At 42.2% G+C, this 24,371-nt stretch carries 22 protein-coding genes; 9 read left to right on the forward strand and 13 right to left on the reverse strand.

Annotation, left to right across the window (positions count from 1 at the left end; genetic code table 11):
* Positions 1-59 precede the first annotated feature (59 nt).
* The 5 genes from NI468_RS02545 to NI468_RS02565 all read right to left on the reverse strand — a co-directional run bounded on the left by NI468_RS02545 (position 60) and on the right by NI468_RS02565 (position 5,875).
* On the reverse strand, positions 60-860 hold the full coding sequence (locus NI468_RS02545; protein ID WP_253099640.1) for an alpha/beta fold hydrolase: 801 nt from the start codon (positions 858-860) through the stop codon (positions 60-62).
* Between the two features lie 136 nt (positions 861-996).
* Positions 997-1,263 carry a PAAR domain-containing protein gene (locus tag NI468_RS02550; protein ID WP_004646645.1) on the reverse strand — a complete coding sequence of 89 codons (267 nt, stop codon included), beginning with the start codon at positions 1,261-1,263 and terminating at the stop codon, positions 997-999.
* A 145-nt stretch (positions 1,264-1,408) separates the two neighbouring features.
* Positions 1,409-4,246: an RNA polymerase-associated protein RapA gene (rapA, locus tag NI468_RS02555; RefSeq protein ID WP_253099643.1), complete on the reverse strand. Its 2,838-nt coding sequence runs from the start codon at positions 4,244-4,246 to the stop codon at positions 1,409-1,411.
* 143 nt (positions 4,247-4,389) lie between these two features.
* Positions 4,390-5,034 carry an RluA family pseudouridine synthase gene (locus NI468_RS02560; protein ID WP_253099646.1) on the reverse strand — a complete coding sequence of 215 codons (645 nt, stop codon included), beginning with the start codon at positions 5,032-5,034 and terminating at the stop codon, positions 4,390-4,392.
* 133 nt (positions 5,035-5,167) lie between these two features.
* A complete protein-coding gene (locus tag NI468_RS02565) occupies positions 5,168-5,875 on the reverse strand; it encodes a phosphopantetheine-binding protein (protein ID WP_253099649.1) in 708 nt (235 codons plus the stop codon).
* Positions 5,876-6,108: 233 nt separating this feature from the next.
* Between NI468_RS02565 and NI468_RS02570 the strand changes: the two genes are divergently transcribed.
* Positions 6,109-6,798, forward strand: coding sequence for a hypothetical protein (locus NI468_RS02570; RefSeq protein WP_253099653.1), 690 nt, complete (start codon positions 6,109-6,111; stop codon positions 6,796-6,798).
* 267 nt (positions 6,799-7,065) lie between these two features.
* On the opposite strand, the gene NI468_RS02575 is transcribed toward NI468_RS02570, so the two are convergent.
* The 4 genes from NI468_RS02575 to NI468_RS02590 form a co-directional block, all read right to left on the reverse strand.
* The gene (locus tag NI468_RS02575) at positions 7,066-7,482 is read right to left on the reverse strand and encodes a GlcG/HbpS family heme-binding protein (protein WP_253099657.1); all 417 of its coding nucleotides are present in this window, start codon (positions 7,480-7,482) and stop codon (positions 7,066-7,068) included.
* 143 nt (positions 7,483-7,625) lie between these two features.
* Positions 7,626-8,927, reverse strand: coding sequence for a glutamate-1-semialdehyde 2,1-aminomutase (gene hemL, locus NI468_RS02580; protein ID WP_004280005.1), 1,302 nt, complete (start codon positions 8,925-8,927; stop codon positions 7,626-7,628).
* 38 nt (positions 8,928-8,965) lie between these two features.
* On the reverse strand, positions 8,966-9,586 hold the full coding sequence (gene thiE, locus NI468_RS02585) for a thiamine phosphate synthase (protein WP_005107266.1): 621 nt from the start codon (positions 9,584-9,586) through the stop codon (positions 8,966-8,968).
* Between the two features lie 780 nt (positions 9,587-10,366).
* A complete protein-coding gene (locus NI468_RS02590) occupies positions 10,367-10,750 on the reverse strand; it encodes an Mpo1-like protein (RefSeq protein WP_044109647.1) in 384 nt (127 codons plus the stop codon).
* A gap of 329 nt (positions 10,751-11,079) precedes the next feature.
* On the opposite strand from NI468_RS02590, the gene NI468_RS02595 reads away from it, so the two are divergent.
* Complete coding sequence (locus tag NI468_RS02595; protein ID WP_253099661.1) at positions 11,080-12,537, forward strand: CYTH domain-containing protein; 1,458 nt, start codon at positions 11,080-11,082, stop codon at positions 12,535-12,537.
* 140 nt (positions 12,538-12,677) lie between these two features.
* Positions 12,678-14,132: a CYTH and CHAD domain-containing protein gene (locus tag NI468_RS02600; protein WP_253099664.1), complete on the forward strand. Its 1,455-nt coding sequence runs from the start codon at positions 12,678-12,680 to the stop codon at positions 14,130-14,132.
* Positions 14,133-14,154: 22 nt separating this feature from the next.
* Here the strand turns inward: NI468_RS02600 and NI468_RS02605 are convergent, their stop codons facing one another.
* Positions 14,155-14,787, reverse strand: a complete 633-nt coding sequence (locus NI468_RS02605) for a hypothetical protein (RefSeq protein WP_004280010.1) — start codon at positions 14,785-14,787, stop codon at positions 14,155-14,157.
* Between the two features lie 111 nt (positions 14,788-14,898).
* Between NI468_RS02605 and NI468_RS02610 the strand changes: the two genes are divergently transcribed.
* Both NI468_RS02610 and NI468_RS02615 read left to right on the forward strand, forming a co-directional pair.
* Complete coding sequence (locus tag NI468_RS02610) at positions 14,899-15,300, forward strand: DUF3144 domain-containing protein (protein ID WP_004280011.1); 402 nt, start codon at positions 14,899-14,901, stop codon at positions 15,298-15,300.
* Between the two features lie 118 nt (positions 15,301-15,418).
* Complete coding sequence (locus NI468_RS02615; protein ID WP_253099667.1) at positions 15,419-16,483, forward strand: amidohydrolase family protein; 1,065 nt, start codon at positions 15,419-15,421, stop codon at positions 16,481-16,483.
* 333 nt (positions 16,484-16,816) lie between these two features.
* Here NI468_RS02615 and NI468_RS02620 read toward each other — a convergent pair whose 3' ends face one another.
* The gene (locus tag NI468_RS02620) at positions 16,817-19,588 is read right to left on the reverse strand and encodes a M16 family metallopeptidase (RefSeq protein WP_253099670.1); all 2,772 of its coding nucleotides are present in this window, start codon (positions 19,586-19,588) and stop codon (positions 16,817-16,819) included.
* 144 nt (positions 19,589-19,732) lie between these two features.
* A complete protein-coding gene (locus NI468_RS02625) occupies positions 19,733-20,554 on the reverse strand; it encodes a PhzF family phenazine biosynthesis protein (protein ID WP_253099673.1) in 822 nt (273 codons plus the stop codon).
* 119 nt (positions 20,555-20,673) lie between these two features.
* On the opposite strand from NI468_RS02625, the gene NI468_RS02630 reads away from it, so the two are divergent.
* The 3 genes from NI468_RS02630 to NI468_RS02640 all read left to right on the forward strand — a co-directional run bounded on the left by NI468_RS02630 (position 20,674) and on the right by NI468_RS02640 (position 23,015).
* Positions 20,674-21,261 carry a flavin reductase family protein gene (locus NI468_RS02630; protein WP_253099676.1) on the forward strand — a complete coding sequence of 196 codons (588 nt, stop codon included), beginning with the start codon at positions 20,674-20,676 and terminating at the stop codon, positions 21,259-21,261.
* Between the two features lie 117 nt (positions 21,262-21,378).
* Positions 21,379-22,113: a hydroxyacylglutathione hydrolase gene (gloB, locus tag NI468_RS02635; protein ID WP_253099679.1), complete on the forward strand. Its 735-nt coding sequence runs from the start codon at positions 21,379-21,381 to the stop codon at positions 22,111-22,113.
* A gap of 500 nt (positions 22,114-22,613) precedes the next feature.
* Positions 22,614-23,015, forward strand: coding sequence for a YkvA family protein (locus tag NI468_RS02640; RefSeq protein WP_005246728.1), 402 nt, complete (start codon positions 22,614-22,616; stop codon positions 23,013-23,015).
* A gap of 240 nt (positions 23,016-23,255) precedes the next feature.
* Here the strand turns inward: NI468_RS02640 and NI468_RS02645 are convergent, their stop codons facing one another.
* A complete protein-coding gene (locus NI468_RS02645; protein WP_213687141.1) occupies positions 23,256-23,528 on the reverse strand; it encodes a hypothetical protein in 273 nt (90 codons plus the stop codon).
* Positions 23,529-23,961: 433 nt separating this feature from the next.
* Between NI468_RS02645 and NI468_RS02650 the strand changes: the two genes are divergently transcribed.
* On the forward strand, positions 23,962-24,165 hold the full coding sequence (locus tag NI468_RS02650) for a hypothetical protein (protein ID WP_004280022.1): 204 nt from the start codon (positions 23,962-23,964) through the stop codon (positions 24,163-24,165).
* Positions 24,166-24,371: the final 206 nt, after the last annotated feature.

The raw sequence follows: 24,371 nt of genomic DNA on the forward strand, positions 1-24,371 counted from the left end.
TCCGACCTGTATGAAGTAGTATAAAAAGAGACGTAATCAACGTCTCTTTTTTATGATGATTACAAAAGTGCGAGTTGGGCTTTGACCGCCTTTGCAGTGGCTTCCGGATACTCAAGCGGGAACATATGCCCGCCCTCAACCACAGAATAATTAATCCGATAAATCTTCTGCATACCTTGTGGCAAACCCTGCTGATAAAACTGGCTTTGCTCTGCAGTCATCAGATGCATCGGCACTTCAGGCGGTCGGCGTGGTGTTCTCCACCACCACGCGGGTACAGTCCGGAAGATTTCCGCTTCTATCTGTTTTGGAATAGTTAACGTCACCCCACCGCGTTCAGGTTCTGGCTGAATACCGCTCTCGATATAATCAGCAAAACACTGCTCATCGAAATTTTTAAATAAGCGGTTAAACCGGAGTGCTTCAATAGCGACCTGTTTTGATGACCAATAATCTTTGCGTTTTAGCGTAATTCCTGCGGGTGTATAACGATCGACACTTTTTAGATTCAGCTTTTTAATCAGTTCGAACATGGCGCTGTTTTTTCCAATCACAAACGGTGGATCCATAATGATCAGCTTGGAAAACAGTTCGGGACGTCGATACGCCGCCATAAGGGTCACCAGACCACCAAAGGAATGCCCTAAACCAATCACCTGTTGCTGAGGAAACTGCTGCTCGATATCTGCAATAACTTCATCGACCAGATAGCGCCAGTCTCGCGTAATTGGATATTGCTGATTCATGCCGATAAATGGAATCGCTTTGACCTCATAATCTTGCTGAAAACAATGCAAAAACTTTTGATAAGTTGCCGAAGGGATACCATTGGCATGAGTAAAATGTAAGGCTTGCTTCACTATTTTTTAAACGCAGTGCGTATTCATCCTGAAATCGTAAGATGAGCTTACCGCTTTAAAGATTTATTCGGCAGCGCAAAAATGCTCAAAGCATGACCTCAAAGTCATTTCTCTGTATTCCTTCAGAATTTAAAGTCTATTTCTGCGATACAGTCAAATGTTGCATCGGTAGAAAAGTCGCGCCGCAACTGGCCTTATCCCCCGCGATGACCACTGCCCGTCCTTTGACAGTAATAGACAAATTGCTGGAAATTGCGGTGACCATAGTCTGACATTTGGGACAATAATGCTTCATACCATTTAAATGCACGGCAATACCATTGATCAAAAAAGAGAGTTCACATTCAGTCACCATGCCGCCATGACTGGTCTTTGTGCCAAGGGTAATCAGTGCTTTTGACATACTTTGTCATTCTTATTATTCAGTAGCCTAATTTTAAACAGGAGGAAAATAACAGACCAGCATTCTCCGACCAAAAAAATAATAAACCCGGATTTTGCCCATAAAAAAAGCAGCCCGAAAGCTGCATTTTTTAATGATTTAAAGCTTAAGGCTTGACCACGACCATCACCTGAATTGCTTCCGGTGTTACCGATAGACCATCCAGCAGGCTTAAACCTTCTTTCTGCAACTTTTGTAAACGTGCAATTTCATCTTCACGGATACTTGGATTGAACTGTTTCAGATAGGTCAGGCGATCAATTTCATATTGCCATTTATTGCCATACACTTCTTTGGCTTGCTGCTTGAAGCCAGGCAATGCACTGCGTGCCAGTTCAAGCGCTTGCTGATAACGTGCTTCAATCACATCACGACGTGCTTTCACCACCTGACGGCAACTATTGCCATCTAAATGATGCAAGTACGGTTTCAGGATTTCTGGTGCAATCTTTTGTGATAGATCCTGACCTTTTTCACTGAGCAAGACACGAATCAACTGTTGCGGCAAGCTAGACGGCAAGTTCAATGCTTTCGGAGCCACCACATCGACCTTGAACCATACTTCAAGTAATACCGAACCCTGTGGCAGTGCTGCAGATTTTAGTACCGCAACGTTAGTGCTACCAAAGCCTTGCGTATTGATCATTTCCATCACACTTTCAGTGAATGGATGTTCCAGTGTCAGGTATTGCGCATCTTCGCGGATTTGTGCCTGATCACGATAGAAAGTCGCTGTAATCCCTTCTTCATCCAACGTCAAACCTTGAACCTGCATTTGATCGGTTGGCTTGATGATCACTGTACCGTTACTTTGCTCATCAAAGTCGATATTCGTAGACGCCATAAAGCGCTTCATGAACATTGGCAAAGTGGTATTGTCATCATAGTCTTCAAGCGCGTTAACAATTTCCTGTGCCACCACCGGACGACAAGAGTTGTACTCAAGCAAACGGTCTCGACCTTCCTGCAATTCAGCTTCCAGCGCTTCACGTTGCACGCTGACTTCTTCCAGCAGGTCTTCAAACTCTTGACCTTTGTCTGCCAATAGACAGTCTTTTAAGCGAACAATAAAATTTTCTTGCAAGGTCTGTGCAGTTGGAGAAATATTGCTGAAAATATTCAAAGCTTCGTTATACCAGCGGAACATACGTTCTTGTGCAGTTCCCACCAGATAAGGCACGTGAATCTGAATGCGGTTTTCCTGACCGATACGATCCAGACGACCAATACGCTGTTCCAGCACATCCGGGTTCGCAGGTAAATCGAACAGAATCAGATCAGAGGCAAACTGGAAGTTACGTCCTTCTGAACCGATTTCCGAACAAAGCAGAATCTGCGCGCCATACGAATCTTCAGCAAAATAAGCTGCGGCCTGGTCACGTTCTAATAAGCTCATGCCTTCATGGAACATTGCGGTACGAATACCGGCATGTAAGCGAAGTACATTTTCCAGTGCTTCTACTACTGGCCCGCTACGCGCAATCAGTAGGACTTTTTTGTGTTTGAGATCGGTACGCAAACGTTCCATCAGCCACATCACGCGTGGATCAGTTTCCATCCATGCGCCATCGAGCTGAGCTTCTTCAGGCCACATTTGCTCACGTAATTTACCGTCTTTCGACCAATGTTCTGGTGCCGGTAATGGCGCTGGCTGACAGTCACGGCCCGGGAAACCTTGAATCGCTTCACGCGTATTACGGAACAGGATACGGCCTGTACCATGACGGTCTAAAAGCTCATGAATGGCACGGAAACGCTGCTCAGGATGGTCTTCAATCGGATGACCTAACAAGCCCTCAATCGCAGTGAAATGTTCAGCTTCTAGCGGCATGTCTGACATCAGCACTTCTGCAATTTTAGCCGTATGCTGATATTGCGCTTCTTCATCGAGGAAACGATCCAGTGAATTAAAACGTTGCGGATCAAGCAAACGCAGGCGTGCAAAGTGACTTTCTACACCGAGCTGTTCAGGTGTCGCCGTCAATAACAATACACCCGACGTATGTTCAGCCAGCTCTTCGACCAGATCATAACGGTCATTGCCGCCATCTTCTTCGCTCCACATCAAATGATGTGCTTCATCGACCACCAGCAAGTCGAAACCTGCTTCAAGTGCCTGTTCACGCAGATCTTCATGGTCGACCATCAAATCGACAGAGGCAATAATTTTTTGTTCGGTCAGGAATGGGTTTTGTTCAGGATCATGTTCTTTGATCGATGCAGTACGGGTCAAGTCAAACAGCGAAAACTCAAGATTAAAACGACGGCGCATTTCGATCATCCACTGATATTGCAGTGAATCCGGTACTAAAATCAGGATGCGTTCAGAACGGCCGGTTTTCAGCTGTTGATGGATGATCAGACCCGCTTCAATAGTTTTACCTAGACCCACTTCATCGGCCAGTAATACACGCGGTGCAAAACGCTGACCAACTTCATGCGCAATATAAAGCTGATGCGGAATCAGACCGACACGTGAACCCACCAGACCACGCAGTGGACTGCTTTGCATATTGGCCTGCATCAGCAGTGCTTCAATACGCAGGTCATACCATTCTTTATAATCGACCTGACTGGCCAATAAACGGTCTAAAGGCTTAGACAGCTGGATGGTTGCACCAATACGGGTTTCATTCAGCGATTTACGTTCTTCAGTTCTATCTTCCAGAGTACGAACAACATGATAACGCACCACGCCATTCCGGTCTTCAACGGATTCTACAATCCACTTGGTCCCTTCCTGATCCTGTAATTCATCTTTCACATTAAATACGATACGAGATAAGGGTGCATTGCTGCGTGCATAGACGCGGGTTTCATCGCTTTTCGGGAATAAAATGCTGACCGACCGCTCATCAACATCAATAAGAACGCCTAAACCGAGTTCTGTTTCAGTATCTGATAACCAACGTTGACCAATAGCAAATTGCTGCAATTTTTCCACCTTTATCTTAAGTACAAGATTATGAATATTAGGCTCAATCACGAAACGTCATTGGAGCAAAATTCCACACCTTCAAGCAATGTATTTTGACATAAAGCCCACTAAAAAGTGAGCATAGTTCACGCCGATTAAAGAAGTATTTCCTAGAACGGCGCCGGACAATAAAATTCGACCAACTGCTCTGTTTGAGGATGATAAAAACTCAAACGTTCCGCGTGTAAACATAAACGCGAGCTGAGCTGTTGCTGTTCGGATGTCGCATATAAGGTATCGCCAATAATCGGATGTCCGAGATATTGCATATGCACCCGTAGCTGATGTGAACGGCCGGTAATTGGGGTCAGTTTTACCCGAGTCACAGGCTGTCCCTGAATATTAAAATGTTCGATCGCCTGCCAATGCGTGATGGCCGGCTTATTATGTGCGGGATCTGCGATATGTAAGGGGGGACGGCTTGGATCATACACGACTGGCACTTCAATAGTACCTTCACCTTCGAGTGTACCGGCAACCACAGCCTGATAGGTTTTATCGGTCTGGCGCTCCTGAAACTGACGGGAAATGGTTTTTTGTCCCCATTTGCTCAGACCAAAGGCCAAAATGCCGGATGTATCGCGATCCAGTCGATGAATCAGTAAAGTTTTGGGTTCTAATTTGACCAGACGGTTGATCAGGCAATCTTGTAAGTCTTCTGTTTTACCGGGAACTGTGAGTAAACCTGCAGGTTTGTGGATGACCATGAAATCGTCATCACGATGTATCAGATGTTCGGTTAGAAAATTACTCAAAGTTCAATCCCAGGCTGATCGTGAAAAACAAGGCGGCAATGATAAAAAGCTTAGCCAATAATTACAATGCGCATTTATGTAAATGACGATGAAATTTCCGATTTAGCGCATAAAATTGCTCAATCGCAGCGCATCAACCTGAGGATTTTAAAATGAAGCTTGCCAATTCGTGCAAAGACGGATGTTTTAGCACATCTTCATAACGGATATTGGCACCATGTGCACGCCATATACCGACTAGACTCACTACGGCTACGGAGTCCAATCCATAGTTTTTTAAGTCGACATAGGGATCAATTTCCAAGGCATCCATATCCAGCTGTTCAGCGACCGCCAGCATGATACCTTTGCTCGATAAGACATATTCGGAAGGTGCGCTTAAATCCCATAAGCGAGTCAGGCTATAGGTATTTAAGTGATGTATCCCCTGTGCCGAAATATTTTCAATCCACTGAATATGCTGATCTTGATTTGATAATAAAATTGCATCATCAACTACACAGATTTGCTCGGTGACACTTTGCAGATGCGGTAAAATCTGTTTCAGCATTGGTGTGACCTGCCCGGCAAAAATTAGCTGCGGATGCGTTGAGGCATATTCTCCCAATTGCTGCATGCCTTGCATCAGGTCATCACCATATAAGTCAACAATCGGAATATCGAGTGCTTTGGCTTTATTGTTGATCTGGATCAGATGACTCATTAGGTCGCTGTCTTGTATTCCTGCCATCATCCTTAAATTTTGTAATCCCACTAAAACCAAAACAGATTCATTTGATGCAAGCTGCCATTTGGCTTGGGAGGGTGCGAGTTGGATTTTTTTGGGCATAGAGTACAGCATGGGAGGCTCTTATAAATACAAAATAGCATGATGATTCATGCTATTTTAGTTTAGCATCGATTTGAAAAACACTTTGATTTCACCAATGTTTATCGTGTCAATTCCGCATAATGGCCAGTATGTTAAATAGGCTTAGAGTTTGATGAAATTTCAAATAATTATTTATATAAAACAGCTGAGTATTAATTTTTAAAGGATATAATAGTTTTCTACTCCTTAGGTTTTAGATAATAATGAAACAGCAATATATTTTCCTAATGACACTGTGTAGTTCTAGTTCTGCATTTGCAATAGATAATTTACCACTAACTCATAAAGGGTTAGAAAAATTGAAAATGCAAGAAATTGGATCTGTTATAAAGAGCTTTTTACCTAACTCAAATATATCTGCGATATGGTGGGACTATAAATCTAACAATCCATCTATAATTTGGCTTCATAAACCCTATACCGAAAAACAATTTGAAGATGGCTCTATTGAGACTGTACGTAAAGGTGTTTTTAGATCAAATGTGTTAGGGGTACAAACAACCTATTTACAAGATAGAAAATATGAATTGCCTTGGTCAGTTATTTACTTAGGTAAAATGGCTAAATTTGGTGTAACAGAAATACAATTTCATCCAAACTTACCAGATATTGATATTATCGATTCATACCAATGCTTTGGAATAAGTTACGACAATTGTGATTTCAATCCAATAAGATCATTAAAAAATGTTGGTGTTAATAGTAAAATGATTTGCCGAGATGATACTGGAAGTGGTTCAAATTATAAAAAAGCTTATTTGTTAACAGCAAATGGGAAAAAACCAACTTATGCTATTCATTCAATGAGTACAGGTTCAGGTGGTTCTAGTAGTGATTTTAGCCTTATTTTGAACACAACAAAAAATGAAGTATGTAATTTAGTTAACAATTAGAATTACTGTTATACGAATTTGTTAAGAGGTTAACTCTATACCCTTGAATTTTATTTTTGGATTATAGCTGTAAGTCTATCTAAAATTAACATAATACACGTTATACGAAATTATTTTGATTTCCTTTTTAAATCATAACTTTATTTTATATAGGCAGCCCAATCATTAGCGATTGGGCTTTTTAGTTGATATTTCACGTTCCACGCTTCATTTTGGAACATTTTTGGATGATTTTATTAAATTAAGCTGATCAATTTCTATTTTGGATTAGCTTTGCTTAGCCAAAAATTTCTCAATGGCTACCTGTGCAATCTCCGCATCTTCAAACGACTTCACTCCCGACACACCCATTGCACCGACCAACTGCCCTTGGTACATAATTGGCTCACCACCCTCCAGCATTCCTGAAAATGATTCTATGGTCAGGAAGCCCATTTGCCCACCTTTGATAATATCCTCAAACAGTTTGGAGGGATGGCGACTCATTGCAGAACATTTGGCTTTTTCGACGGCCAGATTTGCAGTCATCGGTGCTGCACCATCCATACGCTTCATCGCAAGCAAATTACCCGTTTCATCTACGACTGCAATACTGACATTAAAACTGTTCTGAATGGCATATTGATGGGCTTGATCTAATAAAAATTCCGCATCGCTTAAAGTCAAATAATGTTTGGTTTGCATGAAAATGATCTCTAATTTTAAATGTAATTCCCCCTAAGCCTGAGCCATATATAGCGCAAGAATACTGGAGGAAGTCTTTAAATTTTCATTTCTATTCGATAGATGAAAGCCCTCTCCTTTAAGGAGAGGGTTTGGGAGAGGTATTACGCTTTCATCTCAGCAAAAGTTTCTTTAGCCGCTTGAATCGTGTAAGCAATATCTTCATCACTATGCGCAGCAGAAATAAATCCTGCTTCAAAAGCAGAGGGTGCAAGGTTTACGCCACGATTTAACATGCCATGGAAGAATTTACGGAACGCATCGACATCGCATTTCAGCATAGAGTCGAAGCTAGTAATATCTTCCTGATCGGTAAAGTAAAGACCAAACATACCGCCCACTTGTTGGGTCTTAAACGGAATACCGGCTTCATCAGCAGCAGTTTGTAAACCGGCGAGCAATTTTTCGAGTTGTGCGGTTAATTTTTCATAAAAACCTTCGGTACGTAAATGCTTGAACATCTCGATACCGGCACGCATTGCCAGTGGATTACCCGACAATGTACCTGCTTGGTATACCTTACCCAGTGGTGCAATACATTCCATCACTTCACGCTTACCACCAAAAGCGCCCACTGGCAGACCTGCACCAATGATTTTACCTAAAGTGGTTAAATCCGGAGTAACGCCATAATGTGCTTGCGCACCACCCAAACCGACACGGAAACCGGTCATTACTTCATCAATGATAAACACTGAACCATGTTCATCACAGACATCACGAATCGCTTGCAGGAAACCGTCAATTGGTTTCACCAAGTTCATGTTGCCTGCGACTGGCTCAACAATCACGCCGGCAATTTCCGAACCAAATTTGGCAAAGCATTCTTTTAAAGTCGCGATGTCGTTATATGGAAGTGTCAGCGTATGTTTTGCAAAATCCGCTGGCACGCCTGCCGACGTCGCTTCCCCTTCACCACTGGTCAATAAACCTGAACCGGCTTTTACCAATAATGAATCCGAATGACCGTGATAACAGCCTTCAAATTTTACAATCTTGTCACGGCCAGTATAACCACGCGCTAAACGAATCGCGGTCATGGTCGCTTCTGTACCTGAGTTGGTCATACGAACCAGCTCAATCGATGGCATGATCTCGCAGATAATGTCTGCCAGTGTGGTTTCATGAACTGTGGGCGCACCAAAGCTCAAACCGTCTACTGCGGCATCCTGAACCGCTTTAATAATCGCTGGATGCGCATGACCCAAAATCATCGGCCCCCATGAACCTACATAGTCCACATAGCGTTTGCCATCGACATCATACAGATACGCACCTTGGGCTTTTTCGATAAAGACCGGCGTCCCACCGACACTATTAAATGCGCGTACAGGTGAATTGACGCCACCCGGGATATGTTTATTGGCTTGTTTGAACAATTGTTCTTGCTTTGGAGATAAGCTCATGAAGGCACTCGACTCAAAATTAAATCAATCAAAAAATTTTATGCTGTAGCTTGAAAAAGCGCAGACCATTCATCTAAACGTTCAGGAATGGCATTCATAGGAAGTCCCAATATATCACTAATCACCGCGCAATAATCCGCACCTGACTCAATGACATCCTTTGAATTTTCAACCGTTAAACCACCAATGGCACAGAGAGGCACGTTCAATTTTTCTTTGGCCAGTTTTAAGGTTTCAAGACCAATATTACCCGCTTCAGGTTTACTATCAGTCGCATAAATTGCTCCAAATGCCACATAATTCGCACCATCGGCAATGGCCTGTTTAGCCAGCTCAAGTGAGTTATTACAGCTACGGCCAATCAACACGCCTTTAGGCAAACGCGCAACAGCGTCGACAATCGAACCATCATCCTGGCCTAAATGCACACCCACGCCGTATTTAACCGCCATTTCCAGATCATCGTTAATCACGAAAGGTACGCCATATTCAGCACACATGGCTTTCATGTACTCGATTTCGTAAATTTGATCTTCTTTCGCCACTTTTTTACGGCGATATTGCAAGACCGCAACACCACCATTGGCCATTGCACCTTCCAACTTCGCTAATAAAAGCTCTAATGGATCATCATTGGTAATTAAATATAAACCGCGCATCTTGCTCGCCACTTGCTAGGATGGCTCTATTATAGGCATAACTCGGTTTAATTGCCGCCATCTTGCTGTTTCTAAGACTGGGCAGCAACAGATTTGCAGTTTTTTAGCGCAATTTGTCAATTAAATCTCAAATATCACCATTTTCAGGGATATACGGACTTTCAAATCTGCGTTTTAATCGCCTTATAACAATAATTATAACGTGTTAATGCTTACGCCCTCCGACAAACGCTTTTAGGATTTTGCAGATAACTTGGTGGAGAAGTTGCAAAATTCTAAGAGCGATTTTTTTGTCTTTTTTTCGCCTGGCTCAAGCGTACTCAAATTAATTAATATTAAAAATACCCATTTTCAGGGATAGCCCAATCGGCGCGAAGCGTCTTAAATAGCCTTAGACACAGAAAATAAACAGAAAAATAAATACCTGTGTTTGTAATACCCGATCCTTTCTGGTTTTGAGTCATTCGTTTGTGGGAAAACGTTTCAAAGCCAGAAAGGATCTTTTACTTTCAGCACAAATCCACATGAATTCTTCTATGAATATTTACACAATAGCATGAGCAAAATCTTGAACATTTATTGGTAGCAAACAGGCATAAAAAAAGCCCGGAGAAGGTCGCTCCAGGCTTGGAAAACTGATGTATTAATTAAAATATAATGGTTGATCAAAAAACCTAATCTGCAATACCATAATTATTAGAATAATAATTCTAGACTTGCAAGGCTTTTATCGAAATTTCATGCTTTAAGTGGGCACATTCCGATAAAAGTCATTCTGGCTTAACGGGAAATTTTATCGTATTTAAGGTCGATCAGACTGATATTACCACGCAGGACATCGGCAAACATGCGCCAGTCCGAGATAAAGCTATATACAGGCTGTTTGAAGCTGGCTGGTTTATTGCGCTCAAAGATAAAATGACCGACCCAGGCACAGGCATAGCCCGAGAGTAAACCATATGCAAAATATCGCGGCTTGCCTTGACGAATGGCTTTGGCAAAACAGTATAAACCGATGCTACTGCCGGCCACGTGCAGACGGCGGCTAATAATATGCCGATGCTCAGTCAAATAGAAGCGATAAAATTCATGATAGTTCTTAATCGGCATCTGGGGCTGAACCATCACCTCATTCTTACTTTCTGGTTGTACTTGTACATTCATCTGTCATCATCCTGACGTTTTTTGTTTTACCTTAGCGTATATTTTAGCCAAATAACAGCCTTTTGATGCGCGCTTCAATGCATCTTGCACATCCCCGTGAAGGCCTGAATCCGATCGTTTTAGCCTAAAATGAACCGATGAAATCTAAGTTTCAAACTTCTGTTTAAGCTTTTTATGCTCAGTCAAGTCTTACATGCATTTTGATTTTGGTTACAATCTGCTGCGCACAAATCTAAAAATATAATTGCGGCTGCTGTCCGCCTCATTTTAAAACCTTATTCAAGTGAAGATTCAGTACTTAATTGCACTGAACAGATAGGATGATCATCATGGTTGAAGTTGAACTCAAGTTCCAAATTCCTGTGGCACGACGCACTGCGCTGCTCAAGGCACTTGATCCGAAAAAGTCTCAACAGATCCAGCTTCAAGCCAAATATTATGATACTACCGACCGTCAACTGGCCCGGCATGGGGTGGCACTGCGTCAGCGTCTGGAAGGTACACGTTGGGTGCAAACACTAAAAGCGGCCGGAAAAAGCCATATCGAACGCTTTGAACATAATCATGATCTAGGGAAATTAACCGCATCTCCTGAACTGGATTTAGATATTTATAAAAAATTTCCAGAAGCCGGGGTAATTCTCAGCAATGCGCTCGGCAATCAGTTCGACCAGCTCCAACTCCAGTTTGAAACCGATATTTCCCGTACGTTAAGGGTGATTGACTATGAAGATACCCAGATCGAAGTCAGCCTGGATATTGGGCATATCCGCACACAGGAGGCCGAGCAAGAAGTACATGAAGTCGAGTTCGAGCTTAAAAATGGTTCAATTCAACATCTACTGGCGTTTAGTTTTGAATGGGTCAAGAAATACCAGCTCTGGCTCGATGTACGCAGCAAGGCTGAAATAGGCAATCTATTGGCCACTTCACAGCGCGTCAGTCCTGCGACCCTTAGCAAAGAATTTCAGATCAGCAAAAAAGACAGCGCCAGTAAAACCATGTACAGTCTGATTGCACAGCAGATGCAGCATTTATTGCCGAATATCGCGGCGATTGCAGCTCAGGTTGCAGAGCAGGAACATATTGATCAGGCACGACTGGCACTGGATCACTTATATCTGACCTTGCTGCTCTTCAAAGACTGGCATCCACAGCTTTCGGACAAATGGGCACATCAACTGGCGGCCTTTAAGCAGCAATTTGAACATTTGCAACATTTACAGCATATGCAAAACAGCTTGGCCGGCTTCCTGCAAAATCCCACCACGGCAGAAAACCTGAGCAAAGATATTCTGTATGCGCAGGAGAAACTCGGTAATCTGGTCAAATCTACCCAGAATGTGCATCATTATCTGGAATTACTGATGTTCAGTTTAAATGAAAATGAGCATGCCTCGCTGGACTTGAAAACTGCTGCTCAAACTACCTTGCAACAGCAATATAAAGCTTTGCAGGAACAAATGAACCAGACCGATATCACTGATTTTGAAAGTCTGGATCAATTGTCGGGCCGGATTCAGGAGCTCAAATTCAGCTTTCCGATTTTAACCACGATCTATGATGTCAAAAATTTGCAGAAATACAGCAAAGCGCTGAACGATGCTCAACTGGCAGCCAGTGAATATCAAACTTTGGCCTCTTCTGCAGTTTATATTCAGCAGACCGAGCTGGAAGCAAGTGACTGGTTTGTGCTGGGCTGGCTGACCGCCAAGCAGGAAGTCTATGCGCAGAAACTGCTTGAAGCGACCGAACAGTTCTTGGTCAGTCGTAAATTCCTGAAATAAAAATATTGAAATAAATATCACAAGAAAAACTCAAAGCACGCCTTCTCTGGCGTGCTTTTTTGTTGCAGAAGCACATCACACCCCTGCCGATCTTTGGGCTATATTAATCTATAAAACCAACATCGCGGAGGAATGACCCGATGGCAGAAATAGAACTCAAATTCCAGATTCCGCCACAGTCTCGTGTGCAATTTGAACAGGACATTCAGAAACTTCAGCCGACTCGGCATCGTCTGTGTGCACGCTACTTTGATACTGAAGCACAGCAATTACAACAACATCAGATTGCCCTGCGGCAACGTCTGGAAGACCAGCAATGGATTCAAACCCTGAAAGCAGCGACCGAACAACAATTTGAACGTTTTGAACTTGAGCATGAATTAAAAAGTCCTCCGGAACATTGTGATTTTCAGTTATATCGCAAACATAAACCGGCAAAAAAAATTCTGAAACAGGCGATCGGTGATCTGGAGACACCACTTATTCTGCAATTTGAAACAGATGTCGTACGGTATGTACTCACAGAAAGTCATCTGGACAGCCAGATTGAGATTGCTTTTGATGTCGGAGAAATTCGGCACAATGATCAAGCCATCGATATTTATGAGGTCGAATTTGAGCTTAAATCCGGCCAGCTGAGTGAATTGATTGATTTCATTCAGCCCTGGGTTCAGCGTTATGCTTTGTGGCTGGATACACGGAGCAAATCGGAACGCGGTTATGCCTTATTACATGATGAAGAGAGTCTGCCAGTTCAGCATCAGCTTCCCTTAGTGCTTGAACAGAAAGATCAGATCAGTACGATTTTACAAAAAATTGTCGCCAACTGTCTGGCTCATCTTTTCCCAAATGCGACGGCGATTGCTGCCGAAAATTATAATAGTGATCATGTGCATCAGGCACGTGTTGCGATTCGACGTTTGCGCAGTGCTTTTAAAATTTTCCAGTCCGTGACTGAACATATACAGCCAGAATGGCCGGAACAGCTGCGGGATATTTTTCAGCAACTGGGTTCCACCCGAGATCGCGATGCCCTGGCAGAAAGCCTGATTCCACAACTGGAAAAAGCAGGTTCACCCTTACTGAAATTACCACCACACCGACAAAAACAACCAGATATCAGTGCGCTGTTCAGAAGTCCTGCCACAGTAGAATTAATGCTGCAACTATTCAGCTTTAGCCAAGAAAATACAGAGGGTAAAGCCAAGTCTTCGCATAAAATTTTGTGTAAAGGCCTGAGCAAGCTGCATCAGCAAATCTGTCAGGATGCCGAGAACTATCAAGAACTGGATATTGAATTCCGGCATCGCACACGCAAACGGGTCAAACGCTTACGCTATAACGTAGAATTCTTGCAAAGCTTATTTCCTGAAAAAGAGGTTAAAGCCTATCTAAAAGCCTTAAAACCCTTGCAGGAAAGTCTCGGGCATTATAATGACCTATTTGTAGCAGACGAATTATTTAGACCTTATGTCAAACAACAGGCCAAGGCCTGGTTTGTGCTAGGCTGGATAAGTGCGGAACAGCAGCGTTTGTCGAACGAAGCAGCAGAGCGTTTACAGCAGTTTGCAGAAAATACCAAGCCCTTCTGGTAAGACCGGGCTTGGTCAAACTGTGCTAGCGATATTTGCCGAATACTTTCCAGGTATTATTGTCTGCCAGAGGATCGTTATAACTGTCGCTGCGTTGCTTGCGTGGCTTATCGCGTGCATCGACCAGTTCAAAATGTGGCTCAACACTCAGCACAATCCCATTCACATAAAAACGGGTGCGCGTATATTCGCTCTGGCCATGCTGAAACACATAAGTGCGTAAATCCACAAATTCACGGTGTGCCACCAAAGCTGCAGTATCGTCACTATCAAGCCACTGCCGCATGGCTGCAATCTGCTCGGGTTCGAACTGGCCGCATTTTTCGATCAGGCTGGCGACCCCACGAAAAGTTTTGGATTCCTTGGCGCGGGTTTTATTAATGCGAATCCGGTCAACATGAAAATAAAACAGCGGCAAGTTTAAATGACTCGGCAGATGGATCGCATCCAAGATTTCATCTTCCATAAAAGGCTGAAACAGATCCTGTGCCCTTTCAATCAGCCCGAGCCACTGGCTATAGTATTCATCTACCTGTGACTGGCTGCCATAATAAATCGGCAAGCCTTCAACATTGGCTAGATTTGCCGGTGGCCAAATATTCTGGCGCAATAAGGCAATATCACTTTTTAGGCTTTGTACTGCAATCGCATCCTGCATGGCATTCACTTTTATATGCTTAGGCTATTTTTTAGATTAAGGCAAAGGTTTAGTTTCTGCAAGGCTTTGCCTATAATTAACGATTGAGATTTTAGTGTTAGGAACAAATTCATGGTTCAAAAGATTGAAGCAACCGATGTAACCGAAGAAGAAGCGTTAAATGCGGCATTCTTTGAACGTGCTGATGAATTTATTCAACAAGCCAACGAGTTTTGTCGCGTAGAAAAAGGCTCACAGGAAAAACCGAGCGATAAGCGCGGTCAAGTCAGTGCGGCGATGTTATTTGGTACTGCCCGTTTCAATACCTGGGTGGCAGCGAATAACTTTAAAGATGGGAATGAAATGCGCGATGCCAAAGATCAGGTCATGTCTTATATCTTGCAGCAATTTCAAATGATGCTGGAAGATAACTATGATGAATACTGTGAACAGTTCGAAAACTATTTACGTTTCCGTCACAATGAAGAGTTTCATGCCAACAAGCATAACCATGATCACAAGCATGATCATTGATTAAAATACGAAAAGCCCCGCGGGGCTTTTTTTATTTGCTGTCATTTATCATATTGACTTTAAAGTGATTTAAGCACTATATAAATTGAATAATAAATAAACGAAAACAAGGCATAGCATGCAGCAACTTCCCTTCCCGATCATTGACCCTCATATCCACCAATGGGATCCGTACAATACCCCACATGCGGCAGCGCTAGCGGTAAAGCTGTTCGGCAATCATCCCAAATTACTAGACAGAATGGTTCGACTGTTGAAACCCAGAGACGTCATTGAGACCATTGGCCTGACACAGCACCTGACTGCACCTTATCTGCCTGCAAATTACAAGAAAGATGCAGGACATTATGAAATAGAGCAGATTGTGCATGTTGAAGCCAGCTGGCATGACCATAAAGGTACGGGTGTGGTAAATGAAACCCGTTTTATCGCTGGGCTTCCTTTTGATCAGCACACTATCCAATTGGGTGGAATTGTCGCCACGGCGGATCCGCGGCAGAAAAATTTTAAACAGTTGATTCAATTGCATCGCGAAGCTTCTCCCAAGTTTCGGGGCATCCGTAAAATGGCTGCAGTACATCCAGATAAAGGAATTCATGCCTGGACCGATGAACCGCATCTCTATCGCAACACAGATTTCCTGAAGGGCTTTGAAGAACTGGCCAGGCAAGATTTAAGCTTTGATGCCTGGGTGTACTCTACCCAGATTGCGGATGTTACTGCGCTGGCCAAAGCCTTTCCAAACACCCCTATTGTGCTGGATCATCTGGGTACGCCCGCAGGTTTATTTGGCAAAGTGAGCAAAGCTACAGGCAAGACCGAACAAGATCGCACCCAGATATTTGCAGACTGGAAAGATCAGTTGGCAGAACTGGCCGAATGCAAAAATGTATCGACCAAAATGTCTGGTCTGTTTATGCCAGTCTTGGGACATGATTTTCACACGCAGAAACGGCTGGCAAGTAAACAGGAATTAGTGGAACGTGCAACTCCCTTGATCCAGCATACTTTAGACTGTTTTGGTTCTGGGCGCGTGATGTTTGCATCCAACTTTCCAATGGACAGTGTCAGTAGCTCACTCACCAACATTATTGATGCCTTTAGCGATATTGTGCAGGACTACAATGAAAATGCCTTAAAGTCGATTTTTTATGAAAATGCTAAACGTTTTTATCGACTTTGAGTAGATGAGGACATGCTAAGTTGGATAACAGATTCCAGTCTAAATACGCCTTCAGGCAAAGGACTTTGTATTTTACTCACTATTATTTCAAGCTGGATAACGTCTTATTATTATCAAATGGTGATCCATCATTCTTTTGATCGAGATATTGCTTTCGTTTCAGCTTTGATTGGCTGTGGAATATTGATTTTTCTTCTTATTATATCTGTTTGGAGTCTGCCCCTATCTATCCTTGTGGGCATAATCGGAGGGATTATTTTTAGCCATAGAGCAACCTAGAGCATAAAACTAAAATCAAAAATCCCCTCACTTGAGGGGATTTTTTTATCAACACTATGATGTTTTAACTTGCTTACCGTACTGATCAGCCATCACTTCAACCAGCTGATCCGGCTTGATGTATTTTTTAATCATGGTATCAATATCGGCTTTACTCAGTTTAGCAATCGCCTGATCACGTTTTTCCCGGTAAACCAGATTACGGTCTTTTTCCAGCTGTGGGATCAACATAGTGTGAATACGACGATCATCCTCGAGTGCAGTTAAACGCTGTTTCAAGATACTGGCTTTTGCCGCTTCCACTTCCTGTTCAGTCACGCCACGTGTCAGCAGTTCATTCAGTACCTTATGCACTGCCTGAGAAACCTGTGCGGATTTTCCAGCCGTATAATTGGCACTAATCATCATTGCACCCACATCTGCCCATTCATCGAGTTGCACATCTGCACTAAAACCATAGACTAGTGCATTTTTCTCGCGTAACTCTTGTGCCAGTCGTGACGACAGCTGTGAATCACCCAGAATATATCGAAATACCTGTAATGCAGGTGCATCGGCATGATCAGCACCGACCGGCATGCTCATAAATGCCTGATAACTCCCGAATTCACGCTGCTCAGACAAAGCATGAATTTTCTGGGCTGGGTAGCTTCGATATTCCGATTTTAGACGCTCATAAGGCTGTGCAGCTTTCCAGTCTGAAAAACTGTTTTTCAGTACATTTTGCATCGATTTCGGATTAAATTCGCCCGTAACCGCTATTTGCGCATGCTGGGTTTTTAAAAACTGCTGATACAGTGCCATAACCTGTTCGCGAGTCGCTTTCTGATACTGTTTTTTGGCCAATTCCGGCTCGAAATGGAAACGCAGATCGCCAGGCTGATAGATCTCGAGAGTTCGCGCCATCGTCAAGCTCGACACAGTATCTGGTTCAGTATAAGGACGATCCAGACTGGATAAAGTCTGCCCCTTGATCAAGTCAAACTGGCTTTGCTCAAATGCCGGCGTTTTCAGCACATCAACCACATACTGGAAAAATTCTTCAAACTTTTCTTTTTTGGCGCTGATCTGCAAGGTCAGGCCATTACCGGATGCACCAGCAGTCGCCGAACCGCCTACTTCAATAATTTTATCGGCAATCTGCTGCAAGCTTTGAGTTTTCGATGAGCGCAACATTAAATAAGCGGTCAGGTCCAGAATCTCGCCTTTATTCATCAGGCTTTGAGCGGTACCAAAATCCAGTGAAATTGTGGCATAAACCTTGTCATCGCGGGTATTCGTCGGAAACAGTGCATATTTAATGCCATTTTTCAACTTGCCACGCTGAATCTGCTGATCCTTGCTATACAGATATTGCTTGGATTCCTGTACATATTGCTTCACTTCAGCCTGATAAACACTAACATCTTTCAGTGGCTCTTCTGCTTCAGCCTGTTGATCCAGAGTTTTTGCCGGTGCTTCTGTTTGTGCCAGTTCCTGCGCTTTTTTCTGATCTTCCGGTGTCGGTAAAATATTGCCAGAAATACGGTATTCAGGTCTTAAAAAATTCTTATAGACCTGATTGATGTGATTCACATTCAGGTTTTGAATCGCGTTTAGATCTTTAAAATACTGGTTCCAGTCACCCGAATACGCCACTGCATAATCGCTTAAACGTGAACCCAAAGCAGTCGCACTATTTTTAATATTGTCGGCCTGATTTCGGGTCAGATTTTTAGCCCGGTTCAGTTCTGCTTCGGTAAATGGTTGACTATGTTCTACGCCTTGAATCAGGCCTTGTTCAATATCCTGTGGCTGATGATTCGGTGCATAGATTGCTCCCATAAACACCAGATTAAAGTCTTTATCAAGCCACGTACTGGATTGCACCGCAGTTGACTTACCAGTTTCCACCATGCTCTGATAGAGATGTCCACTCGGTTGCAAAGTATAGAGCGTTGGCGAAACAGCCAAAGCCGTTTTAATATTTTCTTCTGATTGGTTTAAATAAATATTAAACCTAGCCAGATCACTGCCTTTCTTTACTGTAAATTCACGCTGTTTGATCTGTTCCGGTTTAAGCGCTGGGACTTTCACTTGCGCTGGTACATTTCGGGATTGAATCGGACTGAAATGCGTATCCAGCTGTTTTAATACCTCTGCCTTATCAAACTTACCCGAAATCACCATGAAGGCATTATTGGGTGCATACCAGTGACGGTAAAAACGGTTTAGTTCCTGCATATTGATAGATTGCAGTTCATTCAGATCACCAATCGGCAAACGGCCTAAATACTGATTACCATAGGCCGATTTAAATACCTGATCGATCAATACCGAAAATGGCTGGTCCAGCCGGATTTCACGCTCGCGTTTTACAATATCAATTTCAGTCGGTACATATTTTTCCTGAAGCACCAGCTTGTCCATGCGTTCGGCTTCCAGCAAAATAACTTCACTCAGCGCAGTTTTTTCAGGACGGATCACATTGGTATATTTAGTCGAGTAATAATCAGTGCTGGCATTGGTCATCAGGGTATATTGATCCAGTCGACGCTGGAATTCATCCCCTTTGACATTTTCAGTGCCTTTAAAGGCCAAATGTTCCAGCAGATGCGCTAGACCACCCTTGCCTTGAGGATCATTTAGGGAACCGGTCAGATAGACCGTATTCATAAAAATCTTATTTTCTTTATCATTCGGTGCCAGGATAATGCGCAGTCCATTATCCAGTCGGTATTCTTCAATATTCTGTTCCGTTTTCACCAAAACAGGCTGTGCAAAACTTAGTACACTACAGCCAGACAATACAATAGCCAGACTTAAATTTTTATAACGTAGCAACATTCTTCATCCAAATTATAAATATAAATTTTTATTCGCGCCCATCTTAGAGAATGATTCTTTTTCTGAATAATCTATTCCAAGCCGAATCATCAAAATAACATGCCGCCCCACCTGACGACATGTATATCTATGTAATTATAAAAATTATAGATAAATTTCAGCCTGCATATATAGCTTGCCGTAACCGGAAATTTCAATTCGATCCTGATCTTGCAAAGCACAATACAGCACCCCACCACGTGCTGATGCCTGATAAGCGACCAGTTCATTTTTACCGAGTTTCTCGGCCCACAGCGGCGCGATTCCGGTGTGAATCGAACCGGTTACCGGATCTTCATTGATGCCATTACTCGGTGCAAAATAACGTGAAATACAGTCATATTGCATGTCTTGTGAGGTGATCGCGACGTCTAGAAAGGTATTCTGAGCAGTAATGGCTGTACGCTTACCATTCAACTGTTTCAACAGTTCAAAATCAGGTGTTTCATCCAGCACATCCTGTACCGATTCATATTCAACAATATAGCCCTGCGCGTTCAGATAAACCTGTTTAAACGGTTTGCTCAAGGCCTGTCTTAAAGCTTCAGGATATTCAGCAACTGGCTCTGCACGACGAACTGGAAAGTTCATTCTGATCTTGCCATCTGCATCCTGATTGACTACAAAAATGCCTAAGTCTTTTACATGAAAATGAATCGTTTTCCCCGTATCAAATTGATTGAATAGTACAAAGCTGCTGGCCAATGTCGCATGACCACAAAAATCCACTTCCTTGGTTGGCGTAAACCAGCGGATGGCATAATTATCGCTATCGATGACTTTAACAAAAGCCGTTTCGGACAGATTATTTTCCAAGGCGATATTTTGCATCAGACCATCTTCGAGCCATTCATCCAGCACAATCACGGCTGCAGGATTGCCTTTAAACAGTTCCGTGGTAAACGCATCGACCTGGTACATTTTCATTTTTTGAATTCCTGAATATAACGATCTCTAGTTTAAAAGCTTTTTTGCAAGAATGAACTTGAATATGTTAATGATCTCATTAATCTGGCCTAGTAAATAAATAGAGCAAATGGTGCTGCATGACAAACTCCCATATTCAAAGCGTTCCCTTAGAAAAAGCTTATCGTCTGATTACCCATGGCCCTACTGTACTGGTATCTGCTCAAGATCAGCAGGATACAGATGTTATGGCAGCAGCCTGGGCATGCGCATTGGAATTCAGCCCCGCAAAAGTGACTGTGGTTCTGGATAAAAGCACCAAAACCCGAAATATTATTGAAAATTCAGGTTATTTCGCGCTGCAAATTCCAACATTGAAACAACTGAATATGGTCTATCGTCTGGGTACGCAGAGCCTGCATGATGTGCCGGACAAACTGGCACAATCCGGAGTAGAACTATTTCATTTTCCTCATGCTGATATTCCTGTAGTACAAGGCTGTGCGGCCTGGATACTCTGCGAGCTGATTCCTGAGCCGCATAACCAGCAAATGCATGACCTGTTTATAGGCAAGGTGATTGCAGCCTATGCCGATGATCGGGTCTTCCGCGACGGCCACTGGCATTATCATGAAGTGGCTGAAGAGTGGAAAAGTATTCATCATGTAGCCGGCGGGCATTTTTACACCATCGGCAATGCGGTGAGCATTGATGATCCGGAATTATAAATTTTTCAAATTTGGAATAAATGAAAGTAATCGCGGATGATCAGATGATATCGACAAGCCCCAGAGCATCCGAAATTATGCTACTTTATCCATAATCCTCATTTGGTCTGATGCGTTATGATACCTTTTAAAATTCACTGTATTGATGTCCAGAATTCACTGCAAAATTATATCTGGTTGCTTGAACATACCGCGTCGCATCAGGTGGCTGTGATTGATCCAACCGAAGCAGAATTGGTACAAGACTATTGTGCCGAACACGGTTTAACTGTAAGTCAAATCTGGCTGACTCACTGGCATAAAGATCATATTGGCGGTGTGCCGGGGTTAATCCAAGGAAAAAATCTGCCTGTGTATGGCCCACGGGCAGAACTAAGCAAAATTCCGTTTATCACCCATCCGCTTGAGCATGAAGAACAGTTTAATTTTCATGGAATAGATATCCAGGTAATTGCTGTACCCGGGCATACACTCGGCCATATTGTTTATTTTATTGATGCAATTGATGTGCTGTTCTGCGGCGATACCTTATTTGCCATGGGTTGTGGCCGGGTTTTTGAAGGAACATTTGAACAGATGTATCATTCTCTGTCCCGTCTGGCTGCCTTGCCGCCGCGCACGCAGGTGTATTGCACTCATGAATACACTCTGTCAAATGCACAGTTTGCCAAACACGTTGAACCGGACAATTCGGCAATTCTGGAACGCTTCGAGCAGATCGAGCGTTTGCGTATGTTAGGCCAGTGCACACTGCCAAGTAGTATTGAAGATGAATTGCAAACCAATCCTTTTCTACGTGCAGAAAGCGTGGAAGAATTCCAGCGTTTAAGAACCCTGAAAGATCAGTTTTAAACCGGATTCAAAGCTGAAGATAATGCTTCAGCCGACTTACTTATTTGTCATTTGCGATGCATAGAATGTCATTGAAAGGCACGTACAACTTTTGCACAAGTCGGAACACGTTGATCCTCCATCTAAAAAATGTCTTTCTGAGCCATTTTTCCTTTTTTATGATCAACCACGTCTCCTATTTTTTAGGAACTAATTTCAGTTCCAACACATGAAATAATGACTTATAAATAATAGGATGATATTGATTTAAATTGGAGAAATTCGTGGAACATTGCTTAAATAATCAGCATGGAACCTAATAAATTATTTAAAAAGCCCAATTCACTTGAATTGGGCTTTTTAAAAACTATAAAGATATGATTTATATATAATAAAAAATAGAATTTCGGATAACGTGTATTATGTTAATTTTAGAAAATCGTAATAGGATAATAAAAATCTATATTGTTTTAAGAAAACTCTCTTATGATTAAATCTCTATAGTTCTTTTAATATTTGCTATGTATCAAAGAATCAAACAATGGGCTAAATCAATCAAAAAAGACATCTTGGTTGTTTGGCTTATTGCAAAAGACAAGCGAACGCCCAATTCTGTAAAGCTTTTAGCTTTAATTATTGCTGCCTATGCCTTCTCACCAATTGATTTAATTCCAGATTTTATTCCCGTACTGGGGTATTTAGACGATATTATTATTGTACCTTTAGGTATTTTATTAGTTATCAAGCTTACCCCACAAAACATTATAGATGATTGTAGAATTCTTGCAGAAACCTTAGTTGAAAGGCCTATAAACTGTTGGGCAGCAGGAATTATTATCCTGATATGGCTTGTAGTATTGGGATATTTAACCATGTACTTCATGAACGATTCACTGTCTATACTGTCTATTTTTGACAAGTGAGATTTAAATACCCTCTCTCATTTGCACCCATTTAATATAATGGGCATTATTCAAAATTAAAATGTAAACCAAAATAGAAATAAAATGTCTGCTTTCAGAGCATGACATTAGTTCTGTCGTACAAATTTAAAAGTGACATTGGCCATGTCGATCCCGAATGATGATATGTAGGATAGCAGTAACTAGTTTCTTGGATTCTATTTACTAAAACTGACAACGTATCTGTCGCCTAAAGCCATGTTAAAGAATCTGGTTACTTTGTGCATAAGCATCCAGTTCACCTTGAGTCACGACACGCACCGCCTGCATTTCATCAATACGTACCAGTAGCAAGCCACCTAAAGCAGGCTGATAACGACGGGCACTGCCGAAAGGCGTATAGGCCACTTTCGACTGAATACTAAAGCTCAACCAGTCTTCATGTCCCAACATCACAGCAACCGGATCAAGTCCCTGCTGCTGCATTAATTCAATTTGCTGATTCACATAGTCTTCAATGGTTAATTCAGTCATGGTGCGGGTATTCAGTTTGAGAATTACATTTCAGACAGTATAAAGCATGCAAATCGAGCTGAAGATCAGAAAACCAGCAGCCGGTATTCTTTTAATAAATAAGTCGATTGGATTTTAATTTTCTCATTCTAGATCTGAAATTTTCTATTTCATACGATTGATAAAATTAGGAAATAACCTGTTTCACTAATAAGCTATTGAATTAGAAAATTAATTATCCAAATTTATAGCTTATAAAAACTTAATATTTAGTTACAACCTATTCAATATGATAAAAATCATTTACTTAACGTTTAAATTGATTTTTTCTTAATCAACCGATGTTCACTATATACACAAATTCATTTAAATTAATTTAAATAAAGGCATTTGCCCTTTAAAAGATAATTTTTCACCCTTATTTAAGATTTAACAATGATGAAGGAGTGATCTCGTGAAAAAAGTGGTTAAAGCGAAAAATTTGATTGCATTTCGACTATGGTTAGAAAAATTGGGATATTCGGTACGCACCCTGGCGGATGATCGTGGTTTCAGTTTCAGCTTCAAGAAAGAATATGGCCTGGTGACCTGTGATCTGGCAGGTAATGCTCTGGCACTACAGTTAGGCGAGGAATTTGAAGATCATTTAAAAGCCTGATTGCTTCTATTTAAGAGAAGAAAAATAAATTAATCTTTCCACTGATTCAACAGCGCTATTCTCCAGTTATTCAGCCCATTTCGATGGGCTTTTCTTTGTTTAGTAAATTTGAGGCAATAAAAAAGCAAGGCATTTGCCTTGCTTTAATATGATGGTGGGGACGGAGAGACTCGAACTCTCACACCTCGCGGCGCTGGAACCTAAAT

The organism is Acinetobacter lwoffii (assembly GCF_024129355.1).
GTDB lineage: Bacteria > Pseudomonadota > Gammaproteobacteria > Pseudomonadales > Moraxellaceae > Acinetobacter > Acinetobacter lwoffii_I.